This is a genomic window from Candidatus Manganitrophus morganii, from assembly GCA_021651055.1.
GTDB lineage: Bacteria > Nitrospirota > Nitrospiria > SBBL01 > Manganitrophaceae > Manganitrophus > Manganitrophus morganii.
Genome location: JAJHOH010000001.1, coordinates 3,729,707 through 3,749,167, shown reverse-complemented (window position 1 = coordinate 3,749,167; position 19,461 = coordinate 3,729,707). Strand labels below are relative to the sequence as shown.

Genomic DNA, 19,461 nt, shown 5'->3' with positions numbered 1-19,461 from the left:
TGATTTGAAAGCTAGAATTGAGTAATAAAGGAGGTATTTGGTTTGCCGATCTATGAGTATGAATGTGAGCAGTGCAAGACACGTGTTGAGCTAATACAGCGACTCTCCGATCCTCCTCTGGAAATCTGTTCCTCCTGTGGAGGAAAGGTCCATAAGATGGTCTCTTCCCCGGCAGGTCTGCTCTTTAAAGGGAGCGGTTGGTACATTACTGACTATGCAAAAAAGAATGGGAAAAGCGGCGACGCTCCATCCCCCCCCAAAGGAGAGGGGAAATCGGATTCTTCAAGCGGAAGCGCAAAAGGGGAAACGACTCCCAAAGAATCCCCTTCAAAACCACCTCCCCCTTCATCGAATCAAACGCCGTAAGAGGGTTCCACCCCTGTTTTAGAGATACATTTTATACCTGATGAATCGGTCTTACTCCTGGGCGGCCTCTTCAAGGGACGCCGCTGCAGGCGGTTCCACCGGGGGGGCTTCGGTCGCCGGCGCCTCTTCCTTCGGCGCTTCGGGTGCGGGTGGTTTCTTTTCGCTCCCTTTGCCTACGGTTGCAACACGGATCGACCGGGCGATCTTCTTTCCGTCCTCTTCGGTAAATCTGGCAACAACCTGATCGCCCGCTTTTAGATCGGCCAGCGTTCTTTTGATCTTCCCCGCGGTAATGACGGTGTTGTCGGTTACACTGATTGTGATCTCCTGGTTTTTCTCCTTCACCTTTACGTGACTCCCCGCCGGATCGATCTCCGTAATCTCCCCCTTGATGCTCGTCATTTTACCTTTTTGGGCGGATATCGCCGGCTTTTCACCTCCGGCTGCTTCCTCCGCCATTACGGATACGGTCGCAAAGAGACCGGCGCACAATAACGAGAAAACCACGGCGATTGCTTTACGCATTTCACATCCCTCCTGGTGAATAAACGGCCTGTGACTTCCTCATCTCATTTTAACCGATCCCGGGAGAAATGGGCTTCTTACTTTCCCTTTTGCATGGGAAGGATGCTCCTGACGAGGGGATCTTCTTCTTTTCGGATGTTGAATTTTTCAAGGCGATACTGCAGCGTCCGATAGCTGATCCCCAGAAGTTTGGCCGCCTTTGCAATCACCCCGTTGCTTTTCTCCATCGCCTTCATCAGGAGTTCCTTCTCAAACTCTTCCAAAGAGAATCCCTGCGGGGGAATATCAAAAGCGATCCGGTCGGATGAAAAGCTCTTCAATCGGATCTCTTGGGGAAGGTCTTCCGTCTCGATCGTTTCTCCCTCGCAGAGAAGGACAGCCCGTTCGATCGTCGATTCCAGCTGCCGCACATTCCCGGGCCAGGAATAGTCGAGCAGCAGCCGCAGCGCCGGACGCGAGATCCCTTTAATGCGCTTATCGGAACGTTGATTGTACTTTTCAATAAAATGGTCGGTCAGCGCGGGGATGTCTGTCGCACGCTCGGCCAGGGAGGGAAGACGGATAGAGATCACATTCAACCGATAAAAAAGATCTTCTCGGAAACTTCCCTCCTGAATTTCAGCCTCCAAGTTCTTATTGGTCGCCGCAATCACCCGCACATCGATTTTGATCTCTTCCCTTCCGCCGATCCGTCGAATCTCTCGCTGCTGGATCGTCCGGAGAATCTTGGCCTGCATCGTCAAGGAGAGATCTCCAACCTCATCGAGAAAAAGCGACCCGCCGTCGGCCGCCTCGAACAGCCCGATCCCTCGCCCGGTGGCGCCGGTGAAGGCCCCCTTTTCGTAGCCGAACAGCTCGCTCTCGATCAGGGTATCGGGAATCGCCGCGCAATTGATCGCCAGGAACGGCTTGTCACCCCGAATGCTGTTGTAGTGGATCGCCCGCGCGATCAGCTCCTTTCCCGTTCCGCTTTCTCCGAAGATCAACACCGTCGCGGTGCTGTTTGCGATTTTCCGGACCGTTTTGAAAATCTCCTGCATTTTGACATGATTGCCGATCATGTTGGAGAGGCCGAATCGCTCCGAAAGCTGCTCCTGCAGCATCTTGTTCTGATGGACCAGGTTCAGCTTTTCGAAAGCCCTCGCGACCGAAATAAGGAGCTCCTCCCGGTCGAGCGGCTTGGTCAGATAATCAAAAGCCCCCTTCTTGATCGCCTCGACGGCGGAGTCGATCGTCCCGTGCGCCGTCATGATAATGATGCAGACGGCCGGATTGATCTTGAAGAGACGATCGAGGATGAAGAGTCCGTCGTTATCGGGCATCTTCAGATCGCTTAAGACAAGATCAAACGACTCCTCCTCCGCCATCCGGAGCGCTTCGGTCGCGCTCCCCGCGGCCTGCACACCATACCCTTCCGTTTTGAGGATGACCTTTAAGATCTCGCGCTGAGACTTCTCGTCATCGACGACCAGGATCTGCCCCTTCTTCAAATGGACCTCCTTTGGACCGGCAGATGAATCGTCACCCGGGTCCCCTGTTCAAGCTCACTCTGAACATCTATGTTCCCGCCGTGCACTTGAATAATCCGTTTGGTAATCGCCAGTCCGAGGCCGATTCCCAGTTTTTTAGTCGTAAAATAGGGCTCGAAGATCATCGCTAAATCCTCCTCGTCGATGCCGACGCCGGTATCCCGGAAAGTAAGAACCAGGCTCCCGCGAGAAGGTTCTCCGTCGGCCACGTTCCGCATGGAAGGATCCGCGCGGAGTTGGATTTCCAACTTCCCTCCGTGCGGCATCGCTTGGATGGCGTTTAAAATGATATTGATCATACAGGTCTTCAGCTGTTCCGGATCGGCCGTGACTTTCGGGACGGAAGGGTCGGCATCGAGAATAAACTCAATCTTCTGCTCCCCGGCTTTGTGCCGGGCCAGCCGGAGGACCTCCTGCAGCAGCGCATCGATACAGACCTCGGCAAAATGAAGCCGAAGCGGTTTTCCATACATCAAGAAATTCTCGATCATCTGGTTAAGACGATAAATCTCCACCTTGACGTTGGAGATGATCTCCTCCGCCTCTTTCTGTTTCACTGCATCCCAGTTCGGGAACTGGGCTTTCAGATGATCGATGCTGAGATTAATCAGGTTGAGCGGGTTTCGAATTTCATGCGCGATTCCCGACGCCATCTGCCCCAGGGCCGAGAGCTGCTCCGCCTGCCGAAGCCGCTCCTCCAGCTCCCGCTGCCGGCGAAGTTTATCGACCATTTCATTAAAGCTCTTCGTCAGCTCCCCGATTTCATCGTGGCGTTTCTCCGGCAAGGTTTTCGACAGATCTCCCGATGCGATCTTCTTGGCGGCTTGAACCACTTCCTCGATCGGCTGGGTGTACTTTACGGAGAGGAAAAAGGAGAGGCCGATCCCGACAGTAAAGATGAAGAAGGTCGTGACCAACCGGCGGCGATGATTGTCTTTCAAGAACTGGGTGTAGTCTTCGAGGCGCATGTCGACATGAACGAAACCCATCCGCTCCCCATCGACCACGATCGGGACGAGGAGGTTATACTCCCGGTGGGGACCCGCCGCTTCCGGCTCTTCCCCGATCTTCGCCGTGATGAAGAGATCCTTGTGCTTCGGATCGACTTTGGTGATAATTCTCGCCCCCACCCGTTTGGGATTGGAGCTGGCGATCACCTCCCGCTCGTTGCTGATGATGGAAAGCTCTTTGACCCCTTGGTTTTTCAGACGCCCCACGTAATCGGCCAGGCGCGCCTCGTCGGTTCGCGCCGTGCTGGTCAGCTCTTCGACGCTGATCTTGATGGCGGTCGACAAATCGCCGATATTGTCCTCGACCTTCCGAATAAACTCTTTCTCGCTCCGGACATTATAAACATACGAAGCCATCAAGGAGAGGAGGGTCAAGAGGAGCATCATCAAGACCAGCTTGGTCGTGAGATTAACGCGGTCTAAAAAGTAGCGCAATGTTATTCCTTTGCGATGAAGGGGGCCAGCTCTTCCGCGGAGACCCTTCCCTCCCGCAGAAGATTCGGTTCGGAAGTGGTCACATCTAAAACGGTGGAAGGAAGCGTGGAACAGGGCCCGCCGTCGAGAATGCCGTCGAGCGAGGCCCCGAGCGCCTGCGCCACCTCTTGCGCCGACGCGGGAGAGGGCTCGCCGGATCGATTGGCGCTCGTCGCGGTGATCGGAAACCCGACCCGATCGATCAATCGGACCGGCAGGACCGCCTTCGGAAAGCGGATTCCGATGGTCCCCGTTCCGCCGGTCAAAAGATCGGGAAGGCGCTTCGATGCTTTGAAAATAAGGGTCAGCGGACCGGGCCAAAAACGGGCCATCACCTTTTCCGCCAGGGGCGATATTTCCTCGACCAAAGAGGGAAGCATCTCCAACCTGGAGATGAGAAGAAGGATCGGTTTCGAAGCGTCGCGGCCTTTTATATCGAAGAGGCGGGAGACCACCTGTGAATCAAAGGGATTGGCCGCCAGGCCATAAAAGGTATCGGTCGGAATCGCAACCACGCCTCCTTTTCGGATGAGCGCGGCCGCATCGGAGAGGAGAGAGGAATCGGGATCATCAGGATCAATCGGAATGACCTTTTTCATGGAGCCGCTTCCCCTTTGCTTCCATTTCTTCGGCAAGGGACTTTTTATAGGAGAGTAGACGTTTGGCCGTTTCAGGAGAACGCCTCGCGACGATCTGCGCGGCAAAAATCCCCGCGTTCTTTGCGCCGGCCTTGCCGATCGCCATCGAGGCCACCGGAATCCCGCCCGGCATCTGGACCGTGGAGAGGAGCGAATCGAGTCCGTTGAGCGCGGAGGTGATGGGGACGCCGATCACCGGAAGGATCGTTTCGGCGGCGATCACCCCGGCCAAATGCGCGGCGCCGCCCGCCCCGGCGATGATCACCTGAACCCCCCGCTCCTCGGCTTCATGGATGAGCCTTCTGGTTCGTTCAGGAGACCGATGGGCGGAAGAGACCGTCATCTCGTAACCGACCTCGAACTCCTTCAGCATCTTCGCCGCCTCTTGCATGACTTCCCAATCGGAATCGCTTCCCATCAAAATGAGGACCGACCACTTCTCGCTCATGAAAATCTCCTGTTAAAAAATGAATAGGGCCAAATTAACATAGCCAAAAGAAGAGTGTCAACTGGAGAGACGACCCCCGACTAGGCGCAGGATCTCCCTTTCCAATTTGGAGAGGGCGGGATTTATAGGGGCGGGTCTCAAACCCACCCCTACAATAACCCCTTTGCCGCCTGCATCGCCGCTTCCAAATCGGGAAGCTCGGTGATCTCCGGGACCACTTGCAGGTGCCGGACGATGTTTTCTTTGTCGACGACGAGCACCGCGCGGGAGAGAAGATGGAGCGGCTGGATCAACAATCCATAACTCTTTCCAAACTCGGCTCCCTTATAATCGGAGAGGAAGAGGACATTTCCGATCTTCGCCTCCTTGGAGAACCGCTTCTGGGCGAAGGGAAGATCCATGCTGACGGTGATCAGCTGAACCTCCTTGTCGAGCCCCCCGTTTCGTTCGCTCAAGGCGTGCGTCTGCTCCTCGCAGACGGGGGTGTCGAGCGAGGGGACCACGCTGATGATCCGGACCTTCCCGCCGGTCTCCGCCAAATTGACCGGCGAGAGATCATTCGCGGCCAAGACGGCCGCCGGCAGACGATCGCCGACCTTGATCCCCGTCCCCTCCAGCGCCAACGCCTTTCCCTTGAAGGTGACCGACTGCCCCTCTCCGGCCGACGCGCTCTCTTTTGCAATCGGCATCGTCTGGGAGCGAACGGCGCTGCAACCGACCAGGCTTAAAAGCATCAAAGCGATCCAGATTTTCTTCATGCTCTGCTCCTCCAGGGTTGACTGAGATAAGGGATGATCCGTTCCGAAAGCGATAACACAGACGCGTATGAATTTGCAACGACAATTCTTCGTACCCATCCAGGTTTGAACTGTATAAATTCTACACCATCGCATCGAAGAATAATGGTCCTCTTTTTCTCACTTACTGAGAATCAACGGCGGTTTTACTTTACTTCAATGGTCCTCGTGCTTCTCGTGGGTGGCATCGATTTTGCTGTTTTTATACATAGTGAATGAATTAAATTTTAGGACGATTTGACAGGCTCTCTTTGGTCTATCCCTGGAAGGCCGGAGGAGTCTTGTTCCACGATGAGGATAGCGCCTATGTTGCCTACGATAGAAAAGTTAATGTCGACGAAAATCCATTCGATCGGATCGGAGAAGAATGTCCGAAGCGCGGCGGAGGAGATGGCCCGGAACCAAATCGGGAGTCTCCTGGTGACCCAAGAAGGGAACTATACTGGGATCATCACGGAGGTCGATATCATTCGAAAAGTGGTCGCAAAGGGAATCGATCCGGCCGCGACCACGGTAAGAACCGTCATGACCTCTCCTTTGATTACCATCGAGGCCGATCGGTCGGTGCTCGATGCCAACGATTTGATGGAGCAGAAGAAGATCCGCCACATCGGGGTGACCCGAAACGGAAAGATCATCGGAATGGTCTCCATCCGAGATTTTCTTCATCCCCTCTCTGTTGAACAACCGTCGGCTGAACAGAAAGCGAGCGGGTTTTAAAGTTTCACCGATAGGAGAACGCCGCCATGCAACAAAAGAAATTATCTCGAACACTTCTCTTGACCCTGTCCTTTTTACTTGGAATGAGTCGCTTTGCTGAAACGGCCGAGAAGTATCCGGAGGAATGGGTTTGGGGAGAATATCTTCTGGTGGGGCTCCTCGTTCTGATTGTCGCCGGTTGGCTGACAGGGGCTTATGCTTTGATCTTCAGCAGTCTTCGTCCTTTGGTCAGGCGGTTTTTTCTTTACCCGTTATTTAAGATGAGAGGAACAGAGGGGGATAAGAAGCCGCTGATTACAAAGAAGTAGTAGCATCTTCTTTCCTCTGAAAATCCGACACGATTGCCTAGGCTAAAGGCTTCAAACGGTAATCGACATTCAGATTTCTCGATTTTTACTTCCTTGACTGCCAGCCCTAGAAAGTTTATTTTACTTCGGTGAGATCCTAGTATAAAGCTATTCTCTGAGCGTTTATATTGGCCGGACATCCAATACCGATATCAGGTGGATGGCAATGAATACACTGGAAGTACCATTTCCCTCGGTGGTCTCCTGGGATCCTTTGGCCACTACGAATGGGTCTACGACCTTATAAAAGAATATCCGGTCGGAGTCCGTGTGACGGTTTTTTACAATCCGCGGAACCGAAGGCTTCCTGCTTGAGAAAAGATGGTTGGCCTATCATTTACGTATTATTCTTCGCAGGTCTGTTTCTTATGCAGGCTATCATAATTTATGGCGATAGGATTTCTATTTCGGAGACGATGTGATGTCGGGTGGTTTTATATTCAAGCTCGGATTAATTCTGAAAAATCCTAAAAAGCTCTTTGAGCAACTCCGCGTTGAAGATCCAGCAAAAGCTGTGGACTTCTCTTTTTGGCTGACTCTTCTCAGTATGGCAATCTGGATCCCTCTGTCGTTGATTGCAAGCGGATTTAGGCCGAGTGCAGTGGTATTCTTTGCGGCTTTCTTTACGGCGGTCACGATTTCGATCTTTTTATTCCTTTGGACATTCTTTTGGGCATTCCTTCTACATCTTTATGTGAAAAGGCATGTAAAAGCCGGCGCTGAAAATACTTCTTATTGGAGATCTTACCAAGTTTATGCATTTGGATCCCTTCTGCCCGAAAATCTCACATACGGATTTGCGGACCTGCTGGGAAGAACCATGTATTCTGGCATCCTCCCCCAAATTATCTGGATTTCAGGTCTAGTGTGGGCTGTTCTCAATCTAATTATTGGAGGAACGATTTTGTTTGAAACAACCAGGAAGAAAATGATGTTGGCGGCCTTGCTCTACCTCGCAACAAAGGTATTATTTTTTAAAGGACACGTCTCCATCAAGATGTAACCGTCCCCAAACTGCCCTGATCTTTATCTTTAATTTCAAATTACAAAGAAAAGGGGCTAGGTCTAGATTTTTGAGATTAGATCTTCTGCTATCCTAAAATCCAAATATCTAGACCTGGCCCCTTCACTAAACATAGACTGTTAAATTCTACTTTTATGGCATTGACCCTGATTTGTGACAGCCATAGGTGCAATCTTCCTTTGCGTCTCATTCAATTGACTAGTAATCTTCGATGCGACGGTCTTTGCCTCTTCTTTAGAGAATGAGGCTCCGCTTATATCTCTTGCTGCCAGCTCAACACTCTGTAAGTTACGCCCATCGACAGCCAGCTTGATACCCTGTTCATATGACTTCGTCGCTTCGTCTATAGATCCTCTTATTAATAAGAAGAGACCCTTCTTAAAATAAAGACTTGGTTGAAGAAAAGTGTTGTTATCTAACTCAATCGCTTTGTCGTTGGCCTGGATGGCCTTTTCTAATTCTCCTAAACGGTAATATACATCGGCAAGGGTTAGATAGAGCCAAGCGTCTTTACGACCATGATCTATCGCGAACAGAAGATCAGACAGGGCAGCATTAAAGTCTTCCTTCGCAATGTAAACGGAAACGCGATCTAAGCGCGCCTCGACATCTTCCGGATAGAGACGCAACACCGTATTTTGATCATTCAGAGCCTTATCATACTCCTCTAGACAAAGATAAGTGGAACCTCGGTTCAATAGACCACTATAATGGGAAGGGTCAATCTTGAGGACTTGTGAATAACTTTCTATGGCTTCCTGAAAACGGCCTAACTTAAAGAGCGCCGCCCCCCGATAATGATATATTTCCGCACTCCGCTCTCCAAATGTGATCGCAGTATCAAAATCTTTCAGTGCTTTCTCGGGTTGACTGAAAGCGACTAGATAGTACTCCCCCCTTTTATAGTAGCCGGTACTCCCCTTTGGGTCTAACTCAATTGTCTTTGTAATATCATCCATTGCCTCTTTGTATTTTTCTATGCTTGCATAGGTAACCGATCTCAGCAGATAAGCCGTTACTCTGAAGGGAGGATCTGGGTTCTTGCTTATTGCTTGTGAGAGATAGAAGATCGCTTTTTCATATTGTTTTAACTCACGATATGCCTGGCCAAGTTGAAGAGTAATAAGCCACAGACCGGGCTCAACTTTAAGGGCAGCATTAAATTCAGCGATCGCTTTTTCGTACTGTTTCTGTTCTTGGTAGCGAAGTCCCCTCTTGTAAGATTCTTTCCAGGCGGGATTACTCGGATTGCCTATTACACTGGCATCCTCTCTGTTCCCCTTTCCCCCTACACTCTGAGCTCTCAAATCAGCATTCAACAACACGCCATAAAACGCAGTCATACACCAAATTGCTGTTAGGAAAACCTTTTTTGCAGGACTGCCGTTATAACTCTTCATACTCAAGCTGGAAGTCTATTTCTAATAAAGCACCATTTCCAAGGAGAAACACAAAATAAACAATCGTACTAAAAAGATTCCATAGAAGTATCCGGCGGAGGAAAGTTTATTCCACTGTCTGATGGGGGTGGAGGCCAGCTTAGGCTACTGCTGGGTCCAGGTGTAGGTTGTACCGGGTTCGGGCGTTCCATTCATCTAAAATAATGGAGCAACTGGGTCCAGACCACCAGTTCCCTCTATTGTAATAACCCTCGTCTGATACCTTGATTAATGAGGTTTTGCTTGTGGTTGATTCCAAATATACTTATAAAAATAGACTACGATGGTAACGATATGGAATGTATTAATCATTTTCACCCAATATTTCTTCTCATCAGGATTTAAATGCTCTGAATCCATAACATGATCGAGATAGAAATAGTGTAGATAAACTGCTGGACTAACGCTAGGAACAAGTATGAAAATTAAGAAAAAAGGATCGTTTACAACAGCCTTTATTTCTTGTGGAGAATGGGTGAACATCCAAAAAAAACATAGAATAAAAAAAACCAGTGGCTGAACGGTGAATATTCCTAATAGAATTTTCTTTTTAAAAGTCATAAAAAATTAAAAAGAGAAGGAGTTACTCCGATATCAGGCCGCCCGAATCCCCCCTGATAATCAATTCGATCAATGTATATTTCTCCTTGGTCTTTAATATAAAGATAGTTTATCGTGTTGCCGTGGGTATCCGTCACAGTGTCCAACATCCACTTGAATACACCCGGCGTCCCGCCCTGTCTGGAAGCGACTGTTTGACCCAAGAGGTATTTAGTGCCTGTCTTATCGGTTACATCCCAATATGTGCCGCTCTGGCCACTGATCCTTTTAAAGGCATGAACCCCTCTTCAACCCTTGCTCCAAAGCAATCGGTCGGACAAAAATCCGTCCGGGGGATCAACTCAGAGGAAGCGCCACCGAGCATGAAAGAATAACAGGGATTCGGACTAGTCGCGGGATCGCAATTATAATTGACGCCGTATTTGGTATTGCGCATGACGTAGCCGATTGGAAGGTCCCAGCCGACGCCGAGGAAGCCATTACCTGCGGATGAATTGTAGGTGAGTGCAATTTGTGGGGTAAGACCGTGACGCCCCGGGGGGACTTCGATGGGGATGGAATAGGTGAAGGCGCCGGAGTTTCCGGCAACCGAACCTTGAGCGTAGGCTAATGGAGCTAAAACAACCAAACCAAAGAGCACAACCCAACCAGACAACAACCGTCGCCAAGATGCGCGCATCAACCGCTCCTTCATTGATTGTGAAAATGCTTTTTATCTTATACCAAAGATCTCAACTCCATTGCTGTTATCGCTTTAAGGAAATCCTGCTTCGGAAAATACTGGAACGGCGGAGGCAAAGTCAAGAAAATAAATATCCCGACTTCAAATGGGGATTTTCGGATTGGGGAGTGAAGTGAAATTAGGAGTGATTCGGAGGTGCTAGGAGAATCTGGAAGGAGGTAAAAGCGAGAAGGATTGTATCTGTGACGCTCGGACGGGTCTCTACAAAGCCGACGCGCCGATATCCCGCCGGTAATGCATCCCGCGAAAGGAAATTCGGTCAACCGCTTGATAGGCCCGGCGGCGGGCCTCCGCGACGCTCTGGCCGAGGGCGGTCACCCCCAACACCCTTCCCCCCTGCGTCACCCACGCTTCCCCCTGTCGCCCGGTTCCGGCGTGAAAAACGAGGGTGTCCGGAAGGTCGATCTGATCGAGGCCCGAGATGACCTCCCCTTTTCGATATGTTCCGGGATAACCTTCGGAAGCCAATACCACGCAGACGGAGGATTCTTCCCGCCATTCGAGCCGGGTTTGATCGAGGCGATGATCGAGCGTCGCCTCCATGACATCGACCCAATCGCTCTTTAGACGCGGAAGAACCGCCTGCGTCTCCGGATCCCCCCACCGGGCATTGAACTCCAGAACGTGCGGTCCGGAAGAGGTGAGCATCAATCCGGCATAGAGAACGCCGCGATAGGGGCTCCCCTCCGCCGCAAGCCCCCGCAAGGTCGGCGTGATGATCCGCTCCATCACTATCGATTCCATCTTCTGCGTAATCCGCGGCGTCGGAGAGATCGCCCCCATTCCGCCGGTGTTGGGGCCGCGATCTTCATCGAAGACCCGCTTGTGATCCTGCGCCGAGGCGAGCGGCAAGGCCTTCTCCCCATCGGTGATGACGAAGAAGGTCGCTTCGACCCCTTCGAGAAATCGCTCCAAAATAATCCGTCCCGCCGCCTCTCCCATCGCCCGAAACCCATCGAGCCCTTCCTTCGCCTCTTTCTGATCGCGGGCGATCACAACCCCCTTCCCGGCAGCCAGCCCCTCCACCTTGAGGACGATCGGCATCGGGAGATGGGGAAGCATCTCGTAGGCCCGCTCGAGCGTCACCACCTCGGCGTCGGCGGTCGGGATCTGATATTTCTGCATGAGGGTTTTGGAGAAGACCTTGCTCGTTTCGATCTGCGCGGCGGCGCGATGCGGGCCGAAAATCCGAAGCCCTTCGGCTTCAAACCGGTCGACGATTCCCAGCGAAAGGGGGAGCTCGGGACCGACGACGGTCAGATCGATCTGTTTCTCTTTGGCAAAGGCGAGAAGTTTTTCGATTTCATCGACGGCGATGGGGACGATCTTTGCGAGGGTCTCGATTCCCGGATTCCCCGGCGCACAGTAGAGCTCGCGAACCCGAGGGCTCTGCGCGATCTTCCAAACCAGGGCGTGCTCGCGCCCCCCCGCTCCAATGACTAAGATCTTCATAACGGATATTCCTGGCAGGTCGGGCGACCCGATCTCCCTTCTACGGTAGGGGCGTGATTCATCACGCCCAACCGGAGGGCGCAATAAATTGCGCCCCTACACCTTTTTGGATAATGCGGGGAAAATCTCTTAATCAATGCCGGAAATGTCTAAAACCGGTGAGAACCATCGCCAGGTTCTGCTCGTCGACCGCCTGGATGATTTCTTGATCCCGGATCGATCCCCCCGGCTGTATCACCGCGGTGATGCCGACCTGGGCGGCGGCATCGATCCCGTCCCTAAACGGGAAGAAGGCGTCGGAGGCCATCACGCAGCCGGAAACGGGCGTCTGCGCTTTCATCGTCGCAATCTTCACCGAATCGACCCGGCTCATCTGGCCCGCGCCGATTCCGACCGTCTGCCCCGGGCGCGCAAAGATGATGGCATTCGATTTGACATGTTTACAAACCTTCCAGGCGAAGAGCATCGCTTCGAGCTCTTCCTGCGTCGGCGGGCGTTTGCTGACGATTTTTAATTCCTTCGGATCGTGGATCATGGCGCTGTCGGTGTCCTGAACGAGCAGTCCCCCCCCGACCCGTCTGAAATCAACCCGCCCGGCATTCGATGCGCCGATCGATTTGCTTCCGGCCTCCAGGACACGGAGGTCTTTTTTCTTTTGAAAGAGGGTCGCGGCGGCCGGCTCGATCGTCGGGGCGATGATCACCTCCATGAAGGTGGTGGTAATTTCTTGAGCGGTCTCGGCATCGAGCGGTCGATTGAAAGCGGCGACCCCGCCGAAGGCGGAGACCGGATCGGTCGCCTTGGCCTTCTTGTACGCTTCGACCAATGTGGCGCCGGTGGCGACGCCGCAGGGGTTGTTGTGTTTGATGATGACGGCGGCCGGTTCCTTAAACTCCTTGACCAGCTCGAAGGCGGAGTGGGTGTCGAGGAAATTGTTGTACGACATCTCCTTTCCCCAGATCTGCTTCGCGGCGGCGACGCCCCCTTCGGTCACCTGGGGCTCCCGATAGAAGGCGGCTTGCTGGTGCGGATTCTCGCCGTATCGAAGCGATTGGACCTTCTCGAACTGAAGGACAAGGTGATCGGGGAAGCGCTCTGCTTTCCCCTCCCGGCCTTCGAGATAGGAAGAAATCGTCCGGTCGTAATCGGAGGTTGTGAAGAAGACCTTCTTCGCCAGATCGTATCGTTTCGCCTCGGAGATCTCCCCGCCGGAACGCTTCATCTCATCCAAAACCGCGGCGTAATCTTTCGGATCGATAATGACGGCGACATCTTTGTAGTTCTTCGCGGCGGAGCGGAGCATCGTCGGCCCGCCGATATCGATGTTCTCAATCGCCTCTTCCAGCGTGACGTTCGGCTTCGCGATCGTCGCCTTGAAAGGATAGAGGTTCACTGCGACGAGGTCGATCGGCTCGATTCCCTGAGTCTTCATCTGTTCCAGGTGTTTCGGATCATCTCGCCTCCCCAAAATGCCGCCGTGAATCTTCGGATGAAGGGTCTTCACCCGACCGTCCAACATTTCGGGAAAGCCGGTATGCTCGGAGACCTCTTTGACCTGGATCCCCTTCTCTTTAAGGAGCTTGTAGGTCCCTCCCGTCGAAAGAATCTCCACCCCGAGGGACTGAAGTCCCTGGGCGAAATCGACGATTCCTTCTTTATCGTAAACGCTCAGTATGGCTCTTCTGATTCTTCCCATGGATTCTCCTAAAACCGAATATTTTTTGTAGAAGCGGCCGCCCCCAGTGTTTAATGAAAATCGCCTGCCGTTGGAGAAAAACCCCTTTCTCCAGTGCGATCTCCTCCTCTTTGGTTAATAAGTGAGGCGCACGGTTCCGTTTCAGTTTTGCAATTCCCAAAAGATCATCTTGATAAAAAATTCGATGAAGACCGTTTTTTAGAAAATTAAATCTTCCCCCCTTTTGAAAGGCGGTCGCAAAGTCGATGAGGTACGGCTCCCCATCATCTCCGACGATGACATTCTTGATATTTCGAAGATCGCACAAGACCACACCGCGCGCATGGACGGCATCGATCAGACTCCGCAACCGCGCAAAAAAATCGGGGGTAAGCTCTCCCGGTTCGAGCTCGGAGGCGTTCCGGCCGGGAACGTACGAAACCGCAATGGCGTAACGATCGATCGACCCGAGGTATTCCGGGATCCCGTGAAGCCCCTGGAGCTTGCGGTAGATCGTCGCCTCCCGCCTGTTTGAGACCATCCCGACGAAAAACCGGAAGACGAACGACTTCGCCGCGTAATCTTTCACGACAATGTATTTATTGTCTTTCTTCAAGATAAAAATATCGGGCTTCCAGGGATAACCCTCCCGGATCGTCCCCTGCCGGTATTGTTGGAATGAGCCCCGCTCTAATTCGATTTGAAGTCCCTCTAGAAAAAGAACCGCATCGATAAGATCAAAACGCCCAATGCGGTGACGACGGCGGTCTCATGTTCGCTGTTCGAAACGACGCGGGACCACTCCCATTCATGTTTCCCCCGCTTTTCGTAAGGGGTCAGGCGCGGAACGTAATCGGGCACGCTTCGATCGTATTCGTCCCAAGCCAAACCGAAAATTTCCCGCAACCGGTCCGATTCCGCCTTCTTCTTGAATGGGACGTAGTAAGAGAAAAAAGCAAGGAGGCCCACCCCTAGAATAATCCATTGGCTGGCTAAAAGGCAAAATCCGATCATGATCAAAAAGGTACCGAGATAAAGAGGATTCTTCACGTGGGCATACGGCCCGGTGGTCGTCACCTCCCGATTCTTGCTGAGGTGTCCCGCCGCCCAGAGGCGCAATGCTTCCCCCCCCAGAATCAACGGGAGCCCTACCAGGAAAAAGCTCAGTTTGGGCCGAGCGAAATAAATCAAGGCGGCCATCAGAATATAGACGGGGATTGTCTTAACGGTAATCTTTCGAAGCAGGTTCTTCAAGATGTCCATCTCCGGGGATAAAAGATGGGTGGAGTATATCAAATCACGCAGAAAATTCAAGCAAAGTCTGCGGAGAAAAAGGGGTGCAATAGTATCATCAGAAGGGAATTAATTTCAGGGGGAAATGGCTTGGTTCATAAAAAAGAGCCGTCTGTGACCGATGGTAAGGCGGCTTTTCTCAATTAAAGGAAGTAGGCTTTCGGCTGGACAAGAATATCAGACACACACGCTGTCTCTTTTACTTTACACGCTTGATCCCTGGTTTAAATTCACCCTCGGTACTATGAACCTGTAGGCTCAAATTGGGGGGAACCAAACTGCATCCTGAGGAGGTGCATTGCAGGTCGGTGACACGATGCCAACTGTCTGGATCTGTACCGTCTCCGTCGGAGGTTGTAAAGGTGTGATTGGGATAAAGGTATACGAAATCGCCTATTTTGACCGATACCGTAACCGTGGCGCTCGCTGATCCGTCAAGTGAAAAACTGTTTACGGCAATGACATAGCGCCCAATCGGCAGCCCGAAAACGGTCACATGCTCCGGTCCCTGGCCATCGGTATCGTCAAGGTCCAGTATGGCACTGGCGGTTCCGAAGGTTGTTCCCGTATTATGGTAGGCGACAGTGGCAGTCGCCGGACCGCTCACCGGGAACGGATCGGCATAATAACCGACGTGTAAATCGATGTCGCTTTGATCCACGGTATCATCCTCCCAGATCAATGTGACCAGAACGTTTTCACCCTCGACGCCGACCGTCGCTCCTGAGGCAACCGATACAATCTCGCTATTATCATTCAGATCGTCCACTTCACACATCTCGAAAATATCGGTACAGTCGGTATGCTGGCTTGAACTTCCCCCGGTGATGGAGACATCGACACTTTGGTCGGCATTAAATTGGATCAGGGCATCCTCATTGATCACGACCCGACCGGCAACCGGACAGGCGCCATTCACCGTCCGGATCGGCGTCGGAGTTTCAATATTAAATGTTCCTTGGGTCATACAGTCGGAATCGGGATTAATGAAAAGGGTCAGCGTTCCCGAGTAGGCCACCTCTGTCGTTGTATCGCCTCCTGCCTCCGTTTCAATCACGCTTGTGATGACATCGGTAAATGTCGTAATGACCGTTGCATTTCTTCCGTTTGTTTTGGTTTCCGTCATCACCCCGTTGAGTACTTCATCGAATCGACCCGTCGCTTCATCATATCTTATTTCATTGGTAAAACCTTGAAATCCAATCTCAGTTAAATTGATAAAATCGTTAAATGAAATATTTCCTTCGGCGGCCAGGACAATCGTGCCGGCCGTGCCGGACGTTGTACTAAGATCCTCCGTGAGCGTCAACGATGAGGTGATAATCCCTTTTAAAGTCGCATATGGATTGGTATCGGTTTTTCCATAGTCTTGGATCGAAAAATCTCCATCCTCATCGCCAAAGGTCAATGTCATCAAGGCATCCGCGACACTGCCGCTTCCGCTCGCGGTCGCGGAGACGTGGAACGGCCCGTTCATTTGGGAGCTGTCTTCTCTGCAATCGGTGAAATCGAGGTCCAGCTCGTAATTTCCGGTGCTGCTGTCGAACGTCCCGCTGAGGTCTATGGTTCCCCCGTCAACACAGGGGGTCGTTGCACTCGCAATCGGAGCCGGCGCGTTTGCCGTCTTCAGCATACGACGGACCTTTTGCACGACCGGAGTTCGAGCAACCTTATGACTCAAGGTCACCATTTTATAATAGTCATGATTCGCCTTGGTGAGGGGATTGATCGGCTTACCGATGCCTAAACCATCTCCGGCTGCGATCTCCCCTAATGAGACCATGACGTCCGTAACGGCAATGCCCGCCTGTATCGACACCACATTGGAGCTGGCCGCTTGTGCTCCCTGCGAAGGGGTATGGAGAGGGGTGATCGCCCGGCCTTTCGGCGCTTGCGTCTCCTCAGTGCATCCCAAGATAAAAAAACCGACGAGTCCGCACAAAGCCATTGCGAACATTGTTTTTTTCATATGAGGAAAAAACATCGCGCTCACTCCGAGAAAGATTCTTATCCGATGCCGTCCAATACCGAGGGGGTATTACGTGCTTTAGAGTTTAACAGAAGCTCGGAGACTGTCAAGGCAACCGGTTCTATTTATGTTTATGAAGAGAAACGTTCTTGTGAAAAGGACGATTTAAAAGATTGTCTCTCAAATCCGTTGCGGATCGTTTGACAACAATCAGGGGAAGGGAATGTTGATCAACAGAAGTGAGTTTGCTTGATGGGGGGACAATCGATGAGAACCTTTCAATGGGCTGGAACCCGGAAAGATCACCGGATGCTGATATCAGGAATATGAAACATCATTAAGATTCAAAATGACGCTCTGGCTCGTCAATTCAATGTCATTTAACACTCTTCAATCGTGAATGTTCCTGTCCACAATGCAGCTGCAGATCCGACGGTTGCTGTCACCGACCCCGTCATAACAACGCTTTCAGCTCCGCAGCCTGGAAGTGAAATAAGGAAAGCGGTACGGGTTAAACCGCGATCGTCCGTTTTTGTTTTAAAATAGGTCGGGTTATTGGGATCCAATGGATTTCCGTCAATGTCGGTCAGAATCCCCCCCCCTCCCGCAAATAGCTCAATCTCTACATCGGGCAGCGCAACGGTCCCGGAAACATCCCTCACTTGAAACTCAAGTGGCAATACGATGGAAGGCGCCGCAGCACCAGTAACCGTAAAATCGTCGTCATCCGGACCGGTCACTGTGGCATCAAATGGCGCTTTTGCATCGCCGCCACACCCCGAAAAGAATAAGATCAAGGAGAGTAAAAGGACTGAAGCCGCTTGTCTTCTCATTTGGATATACCTCACGATTGACTTCACCTCATTTCTACGCGCTCAAAAACGCTTTCAAAACTTTCCGGTCGACCGGGACAATCCGGACCTCACCAATTTTTTCCGGCAAGACAAAAAAGATTTCTCCACCGGCCACTTTTTTGTCCCTTTCCATGGTCTCAAGTATACTGCCGGGGTCTAATTTAGGCAACTCGGTCGGAAGGTGAAACGCCCGTAAGAGCGAAATTTGTCGTTGAACCGTCTGCCAATCCGTCATGCCGAGCAGATAGGAGAGCTTGGCCGCCGAGGCCATCCCAATGGCGACCGCTTCGCCGTGTTTGTACTTTCGGTAGCCGGTTAATGTCTCAACGGCATGTCCAAGCGTATGGCCGTAATTTAAGATCTTTCTCAGCCCCGATTCCCGTTCGTCGGCCGACACGACCTTCGCCTTCAGCGCCGCCGATCTTTTAATGCAGTGAAAGAGTTTTTTAGAATCCATCGCCAGAATCGCCGCGGCATTTTCTTCAAGATATTTGAAAAATGCGGCGTCCATGATGACACCGTACTTGAAGACCTCCGCCAGTCCCGCGATAAACTCCCGCCGGGGCAAGGTTGCAAGCACGCCCGGATCAACGCAGACCAGCTTCGGCTGGTGAAAGGCGCCGATCAAATTCTTCCCGCGAGAGTGATCAACGCCGGTCTTCCCGCCGATGCTCGCATCAACCTGCGCCACCACCGTGGTCGGAACCTGAACGAATGGAATGCCGCGAAGGAATGTCGCCGCCGCAAAACCGGCCATGTCCCCGATCACCCCTCCGCCTAACGCGACGAGCGTCGATCCCCGCTCGAATCGATGAAGAATCAGTTGGTCGTAAATCCGCTCGATCTCCGTCAGATTCTTATGCCGCTCTCCGTCCCGGATTCGAATCGTCTTTGGAACGAATCGAGCGGCCTGAAGGCTTCTTCGGATGCCGGCGCCGTAGAGACGATCAATGGCCGGATTGGTGACCACCGCCACTTTTTCCCCCAACGAAAGGGTTCTTAGATACGGACCCAACCGATTCCTGATCCCGGTTCCGATGACCACATCATAACTGTTTGCGCCCAAACTAAGCCGTACTTTCTCGACCTTCAATCTCCAAGACCTTTCTCTTAATCTGTTGAACAACATCATCTAAATTCATATCGGAGGTGTCCAAAGTAATGTCGGCTCTCCGATAAAAGGGCTCCCGTTCTGCCAGAAGCCGTTGGATCTCCGATAGCGGATCGGCTTTCTGTAAAAGAGGCCGTTGTCCTGCCCGTTTTTGGACCCTTTTGAAAATGACTTCCGGACGGCACCGCAGGAGGACCAGAATACCGTTCTTTTGGAGCAAATCAAGATTTTTTGAATCGAGGACGATCCCTCCTCCGGTTGAAATCACACAACCGGTCCGTTCCGCCAGATCGAAAACTGCTTCCGATTCCAGCCGCCGAAACGTTTCCTCTCCTTGCTCGGAAAAAATCTCGGCAACCCGTTTGTGGGTCTTCTCCTCGATCACTTGATCCGTATCGATGAACTGATAGTGGAACGCCGTCGCCAGTCGCCTTCCGACCGCGCTCTTCCCCGTCCCCATAAACCCGAGCAACACGATATTCTTCAT

General features: G+C 52.0%; 20 protein-coding genes. 4 read left to right on the top strand and 16 right to left on the bottom strand.

From position 1 onward, the window contains the following. Nucleotides 1-42 precede the first annotated feature (42 nt). Entirely contained in the window at nucleotides 43-366 is a 324-nt protein-coding gene (locus MCM46_17310; protein MCG3113569.1) for a transcriptional regulator, read from the top strand. Nucleotides 367-417: 51 nt separating this feature from the next. On the opposite strand, the gene MCM46_17305 is transcribed toward MCM46_17310, so the two are convergent. The 6 genes from MCM46_17305 to tpx all read right to left on the bottom strand — a co-directional run bounded on the left by MCM46_17305 (nucleotide 418) and on the right by tpx (nucleotide 5,748). Then, nucleotides 418-891: a DUF5666 domain-containing protein gene (locus MCM46_17305; GenBank protein ID MCG3113568.1), complete on the bottom strand. Its 474-nt coding sequence runs from the start codon at nucleotides 889-891 to the stop codon at nucleotides 418-420. A 77-nt stretch (nucleotides 892-968) separates the two neighbouring features. After that, nucleotides 969-2,381, bottom strand: coding sequence for a sigma-54 dependent transcriptional regulator (locus tag MCM46_17300; protein MCG3113567.1), 1,413 nt, complete (start codon nucleotides 2,379-2,381; stop codon nucleotides 969-971). Further along, the gene (locus tag MCM46_17295) at nucleotides 2,378-3,865 is read right to left on the bottom strand and encodes an ATP-binding protein (GenBank protein ID MCG3113566.1); all 1,488 of its coding nucleotides are present in this window, start codon (nucleotides 3,863-3,865) and stop codon (nucleotides 2,378-2,380) included. The genes MCM46_17300 and MCM46_17295 overlap by 4 nt, the downstream gene beginning before the upstream one ends. A gap of 2 nt (nucleotides 3,866-3,867) precedes the next feature. Next, nucleotides 3,868-4,503, bottom strand: coding sequence for a threonylcarbamoyl-AMP synthase (locus tag MCM46_17290; GenBank protein MCG3113565.1), 636 nt, complete (start codon nucleotides 4,501-4,503; stop codon nucleotides 3,868-3,870). Continuing rightward, nucleotides 4,481-4,990: a 5-(carboxyamino)imidazole ribonucleotide mutase gene (purE, locus tag MCM46_17285; GenBank protein MCG3113564.1), complete on the bottom strand. Its 510-nt coding sequence runs from the start codon at nucleotides 4,988-4,990 to the stop codon at nucleotides 4,481-4,483. The genes MCM46_17290 and purE overlap by 23 nt, the downstream gene beginning before the upstream one ends. 149 nt (nucleotides 4,991-5,139) lie before the next feature. Then, entirely contained in the window at nucleotides 5,140-5,748 is a 609-nt protein-coding gene (tpx, locus tag MCM46_17280) for a thiol peroxidase (protein MCG3113563.1), read from the bottom strand. A gap of 369 nt (nucleotides 5,749-6,117) precedes the next feature. Between tpx and MCM46_17275 the strand changes: the two genes are divergently transcribed. The 3 genes from MCM46_17275 to MCM46_17265 all read left to right on the top strand — a co-directional run bounded on the left by MCM46_17275 (nucleotide 6,118) and on the right by MCM46_17265 (nucleotide 7,857). After that, nucleotides 6,118-6,507, top strand: a complete 390-nt coding sequence (locus MCM46_17275; GenBank protein MCG3113562.1) for a CBS domain-containing protein — start codon at nucleotides 6,118-6,120, stop codon at nucleotides 6,505-6,507. A gap of 26 nt (nucleotides 6,508-6,533) precedes the next feature. Continuing rightward, nucleotides 6,534-6,815 (top strand): hypothetical protein, encoded by a 282-nt coding sequence (locus tag MCM46_17270; GenBank protein ID MCG3113561.1) that lies wholly within the window; start codon nucleotides 6,534-6,536, stop codon nucleotides 6,813-6,815. A gap of 460 nt (nucleotides 6,816-7,275) precedes the next feature. After that, on the top strand, nucleotides 7,276-7,857 hold the full coding sequence (locus MCM46_17265; protein ID MCG3113560.1) for a hypothetical protein: 582 nt from the start codon (nucleotides 7,276-7,278) through the stop codon (nucleotides 7,855-7,857). A gap of 140 nt (nucleotides 7,858-7,997) precedes the next feature. Here MCM46_17265 and MCM46_17260 read toward each other — a convergent pair whose 3' ends face one another. From MCM46_17260 to MCM46_17215, 10 genes are all read right to left on the bottom strand, one after another. Then, nucleotides 7,998-9,278, bottom strand: coding sequence for a tetratricopeptide repeat protein (locus tag MCM46_17260; protein MCG3113559.1), 1,281 nt, complete (start codon nucleotides 9,276-9,278; stop codon nucleotides 7,998-8,000). 829 nt (nucleotides 9,279-10,107) lie between these two features. Then, nucleotides 10,108-10,557, bottom strand: a complete 450-nt coding sequence (locus MCM46_17255) for a hypothetical protein (protein MCG3113558.1) — start codon at nucleotides 10,555-10,557, stop codon at nucleotides 10,108-10,110. 264 nt (nucleotides 10,558-10,821) lie between these two features. Then, nucleotides 10,822-12,072, bottom strand: coding sequence for a phosphoribosylamine--glycine ligase (purD, locus tag MCM46_17250; protein MCG3113557.1), 1,251 nt, complete (start codon nucleotides 12,070-12,072; stop codon nucleotides 10,822-10,824). A gap of 133 nt (nucleotides 12,073-12,205) precedes the next feature. Next, nucleotides 12,206-13,768: a bifunctional phosphoribosylaminoimidazolecarboxamide formyltransferase/IMP cyclohydrolase gene (purH, locus tag MCM46_17245; GenBank protein ID MCG3113556.1), complete on the bottom strand. Its 1,563-nt coding sequence runs from the start codon at nucleotides 13,766-13,768 to the stop codon at nucleotides 12,206-12,208. Then, a complete protein-coding gene (locus tag MCM46_17240) occupies nucleotides 13,728-14,363 on the bottom strand; it encodes a hypothetical protein (GenBank protein ID MCG3113555.1) in 636 nt (211 codons plus the stop codon). Before MCM46_17240 ends, purH begins: the two co-directional genes overlap by 41 nt. A 95-nt stretch (nucleotides 14,364-14,458) precedes the next feature. Beyond that, nucleotides 14,459-15,001, bottom strand: coding sequence for an isoprenylcysteine carboxylmethyltransferase family protein (locus tag MCM46_17235; protein MCG3113554.1), 543 nt, complete (start codon nucleotides 14,999-15,001; stop codon nucleotides 14,459-14,461). Between the two features lie 238 nt (nucleotides 15,002-15,239). Next, nucleotides 15,240-17,024, bottom strand: a complete 1,785-nt coding sequence (locus tag MCM46_17230; GenBank protein MCG3113553.1) for a hypothetical protein — start codon at nucleotides 17,022-17,024, stop codon at nucleotides 15,240-15,242. Between the two features lie 365 nt (nucleotides 17,025-17,389). Next, complete coding sequence (locus tag MCM46_17225; GenBank protein MCG3113552.1) at nucleotides 17,390-17,842, bottom strand: hypothetical protein; 453 nt, start codon at nucleotides 17,840-17,842, stop codon at nucleotides 17,390-17,392. A gap of 34 nt (nucleotides 17,843-17,876) precedes the next feature. Beyond that, complete coding sequence (gene aroB, locus MCM46_17220) at nucleotides 17,877-18,956, bottom strand: 3-dehydroquinate synthase (GenBank protein MCG3113551.1); 1,080 nt, start codon at nucleotides 18,954-18,956, stop codon at nucleotides 17,877-17,879. Next, nucleotides 18,931-19,461: a shikimate kinase gene (locus MCM46_17215; GenBank protein MCG3113550.1), complete on the bottom strand. Its 531-nt coding sequence runs from the start codon at nucleotides 19,459-19,461 to the stop codon at nucleotides 18,931-18,933. The genes aroB and MCM46_17215 overlap by 26 nt, the downstream gene beginning before the upstream one ends.

What these genes read in the sequence shown, in the direction of transcription:
- MCM46_17305 (MCG3113568.1), bottom strand. Translation starts at nt 891, where the DNA reads ATGCGTAAAGCAATCGCCGTGGTTTTCTCGTTATTGTGCGCCGGTCTC.
- MCM46_17290 (MCG3113565.1), bottom strand. Translation starts at nt 4,503, where the DNA reads ATGAAAAAGGTCATTCCGATTGATCCTGATGATCCCGATTCCTCTCTC.
- purE (MCG3113564.1), bottom strand. Translation starts at nt 4,990, where the DNA reads ATGAGCGAGAAGTGGTCGGTCCTCATTTTGATGGGAAGCGATTCCGAT.
- tpx (MCG3113563.1), bottom strand. Translation starts at nt 5,748, where the DNA reads ATGAAGAAAATCTGGATCGCTTTGATGCTTTTAAGCCTGGTCGGTTGC.
- MCM46_17275 (MCG3113562.1), top strand. Translation starts at nt 6,118, where the DNA reads ATGTCGACGAAAATCCATTCGATCGGATCGGAGAAGAATGTCCGAAGC.
- MCM46_17270 (MCG3113561.1), top strand. Translation starts at nt 6,534, where the DNA reads ATGCAACAAAAGAAATTATCTCGAACACTTCTCTTGACCCTGTCCTTT.
- MCM46_17265 (MCG3113560.1), top strand. Translation starts at nt 7,276, where the DNA reads ATGTCGGGTGGTTTTATATTCAAGCTCGGATTAATTCTGAAAAATCCT.
- MCM46_17260 (MCG3113559.1), bottom strand. Translation starts at nt 9,278, where the DNA reads ATGAAGAGTTATAACGGCAGTCCTGCAAAAAAGGTTTTCCTAACAGCA.
- MCM46_17255 (MCG3113558.1), bottom strand. Translation starts at nt 10,557, where the DNA reads ATGCGCGCATCTTGGCGACGGTTGTTGTCTGGTTGGGTTGTGCTCTTT.
- purD (MCG3113557.1), bottom strand. Translation starts at nt 12,072, where the DNA reads ATGAAGATCTTAGTCATTGGAGCGGGGGGGCGCGAGCACGCCCTGGTT.
- purH (MCG3113556.1), bottom strand. Translation starts at nt 13,768, where the DNA reads ATGGGAAGAATCAGAAGAGCCATACTGAGCGTTTACGATAAAGAAGGA.
- MCM46_17230 (MCG3113553.1), bottom strand. Translation starts at nt 17,024, where the DNA reads ATGTTTTTTCCTCATATGAAAAAAACAATGTTCGCAATGGCTTTGTGC.
- MCM46_17225 (MCG3113552.1), bottom strand. Translation starts at nt 17,842, where the DNA reads ATGAGAAGACAAGCGGCTTCAGTCCTTTTACTCTCCTTGATCTTATTC.
- MCM46_17215 (MCG3113550.1), bottom strand. Translation starts at nt 19,461, where the DNA reads ATGAAGAATATCGTGTTGCTCGGGTTTATGGGGACGGGGAAGAGCGCG.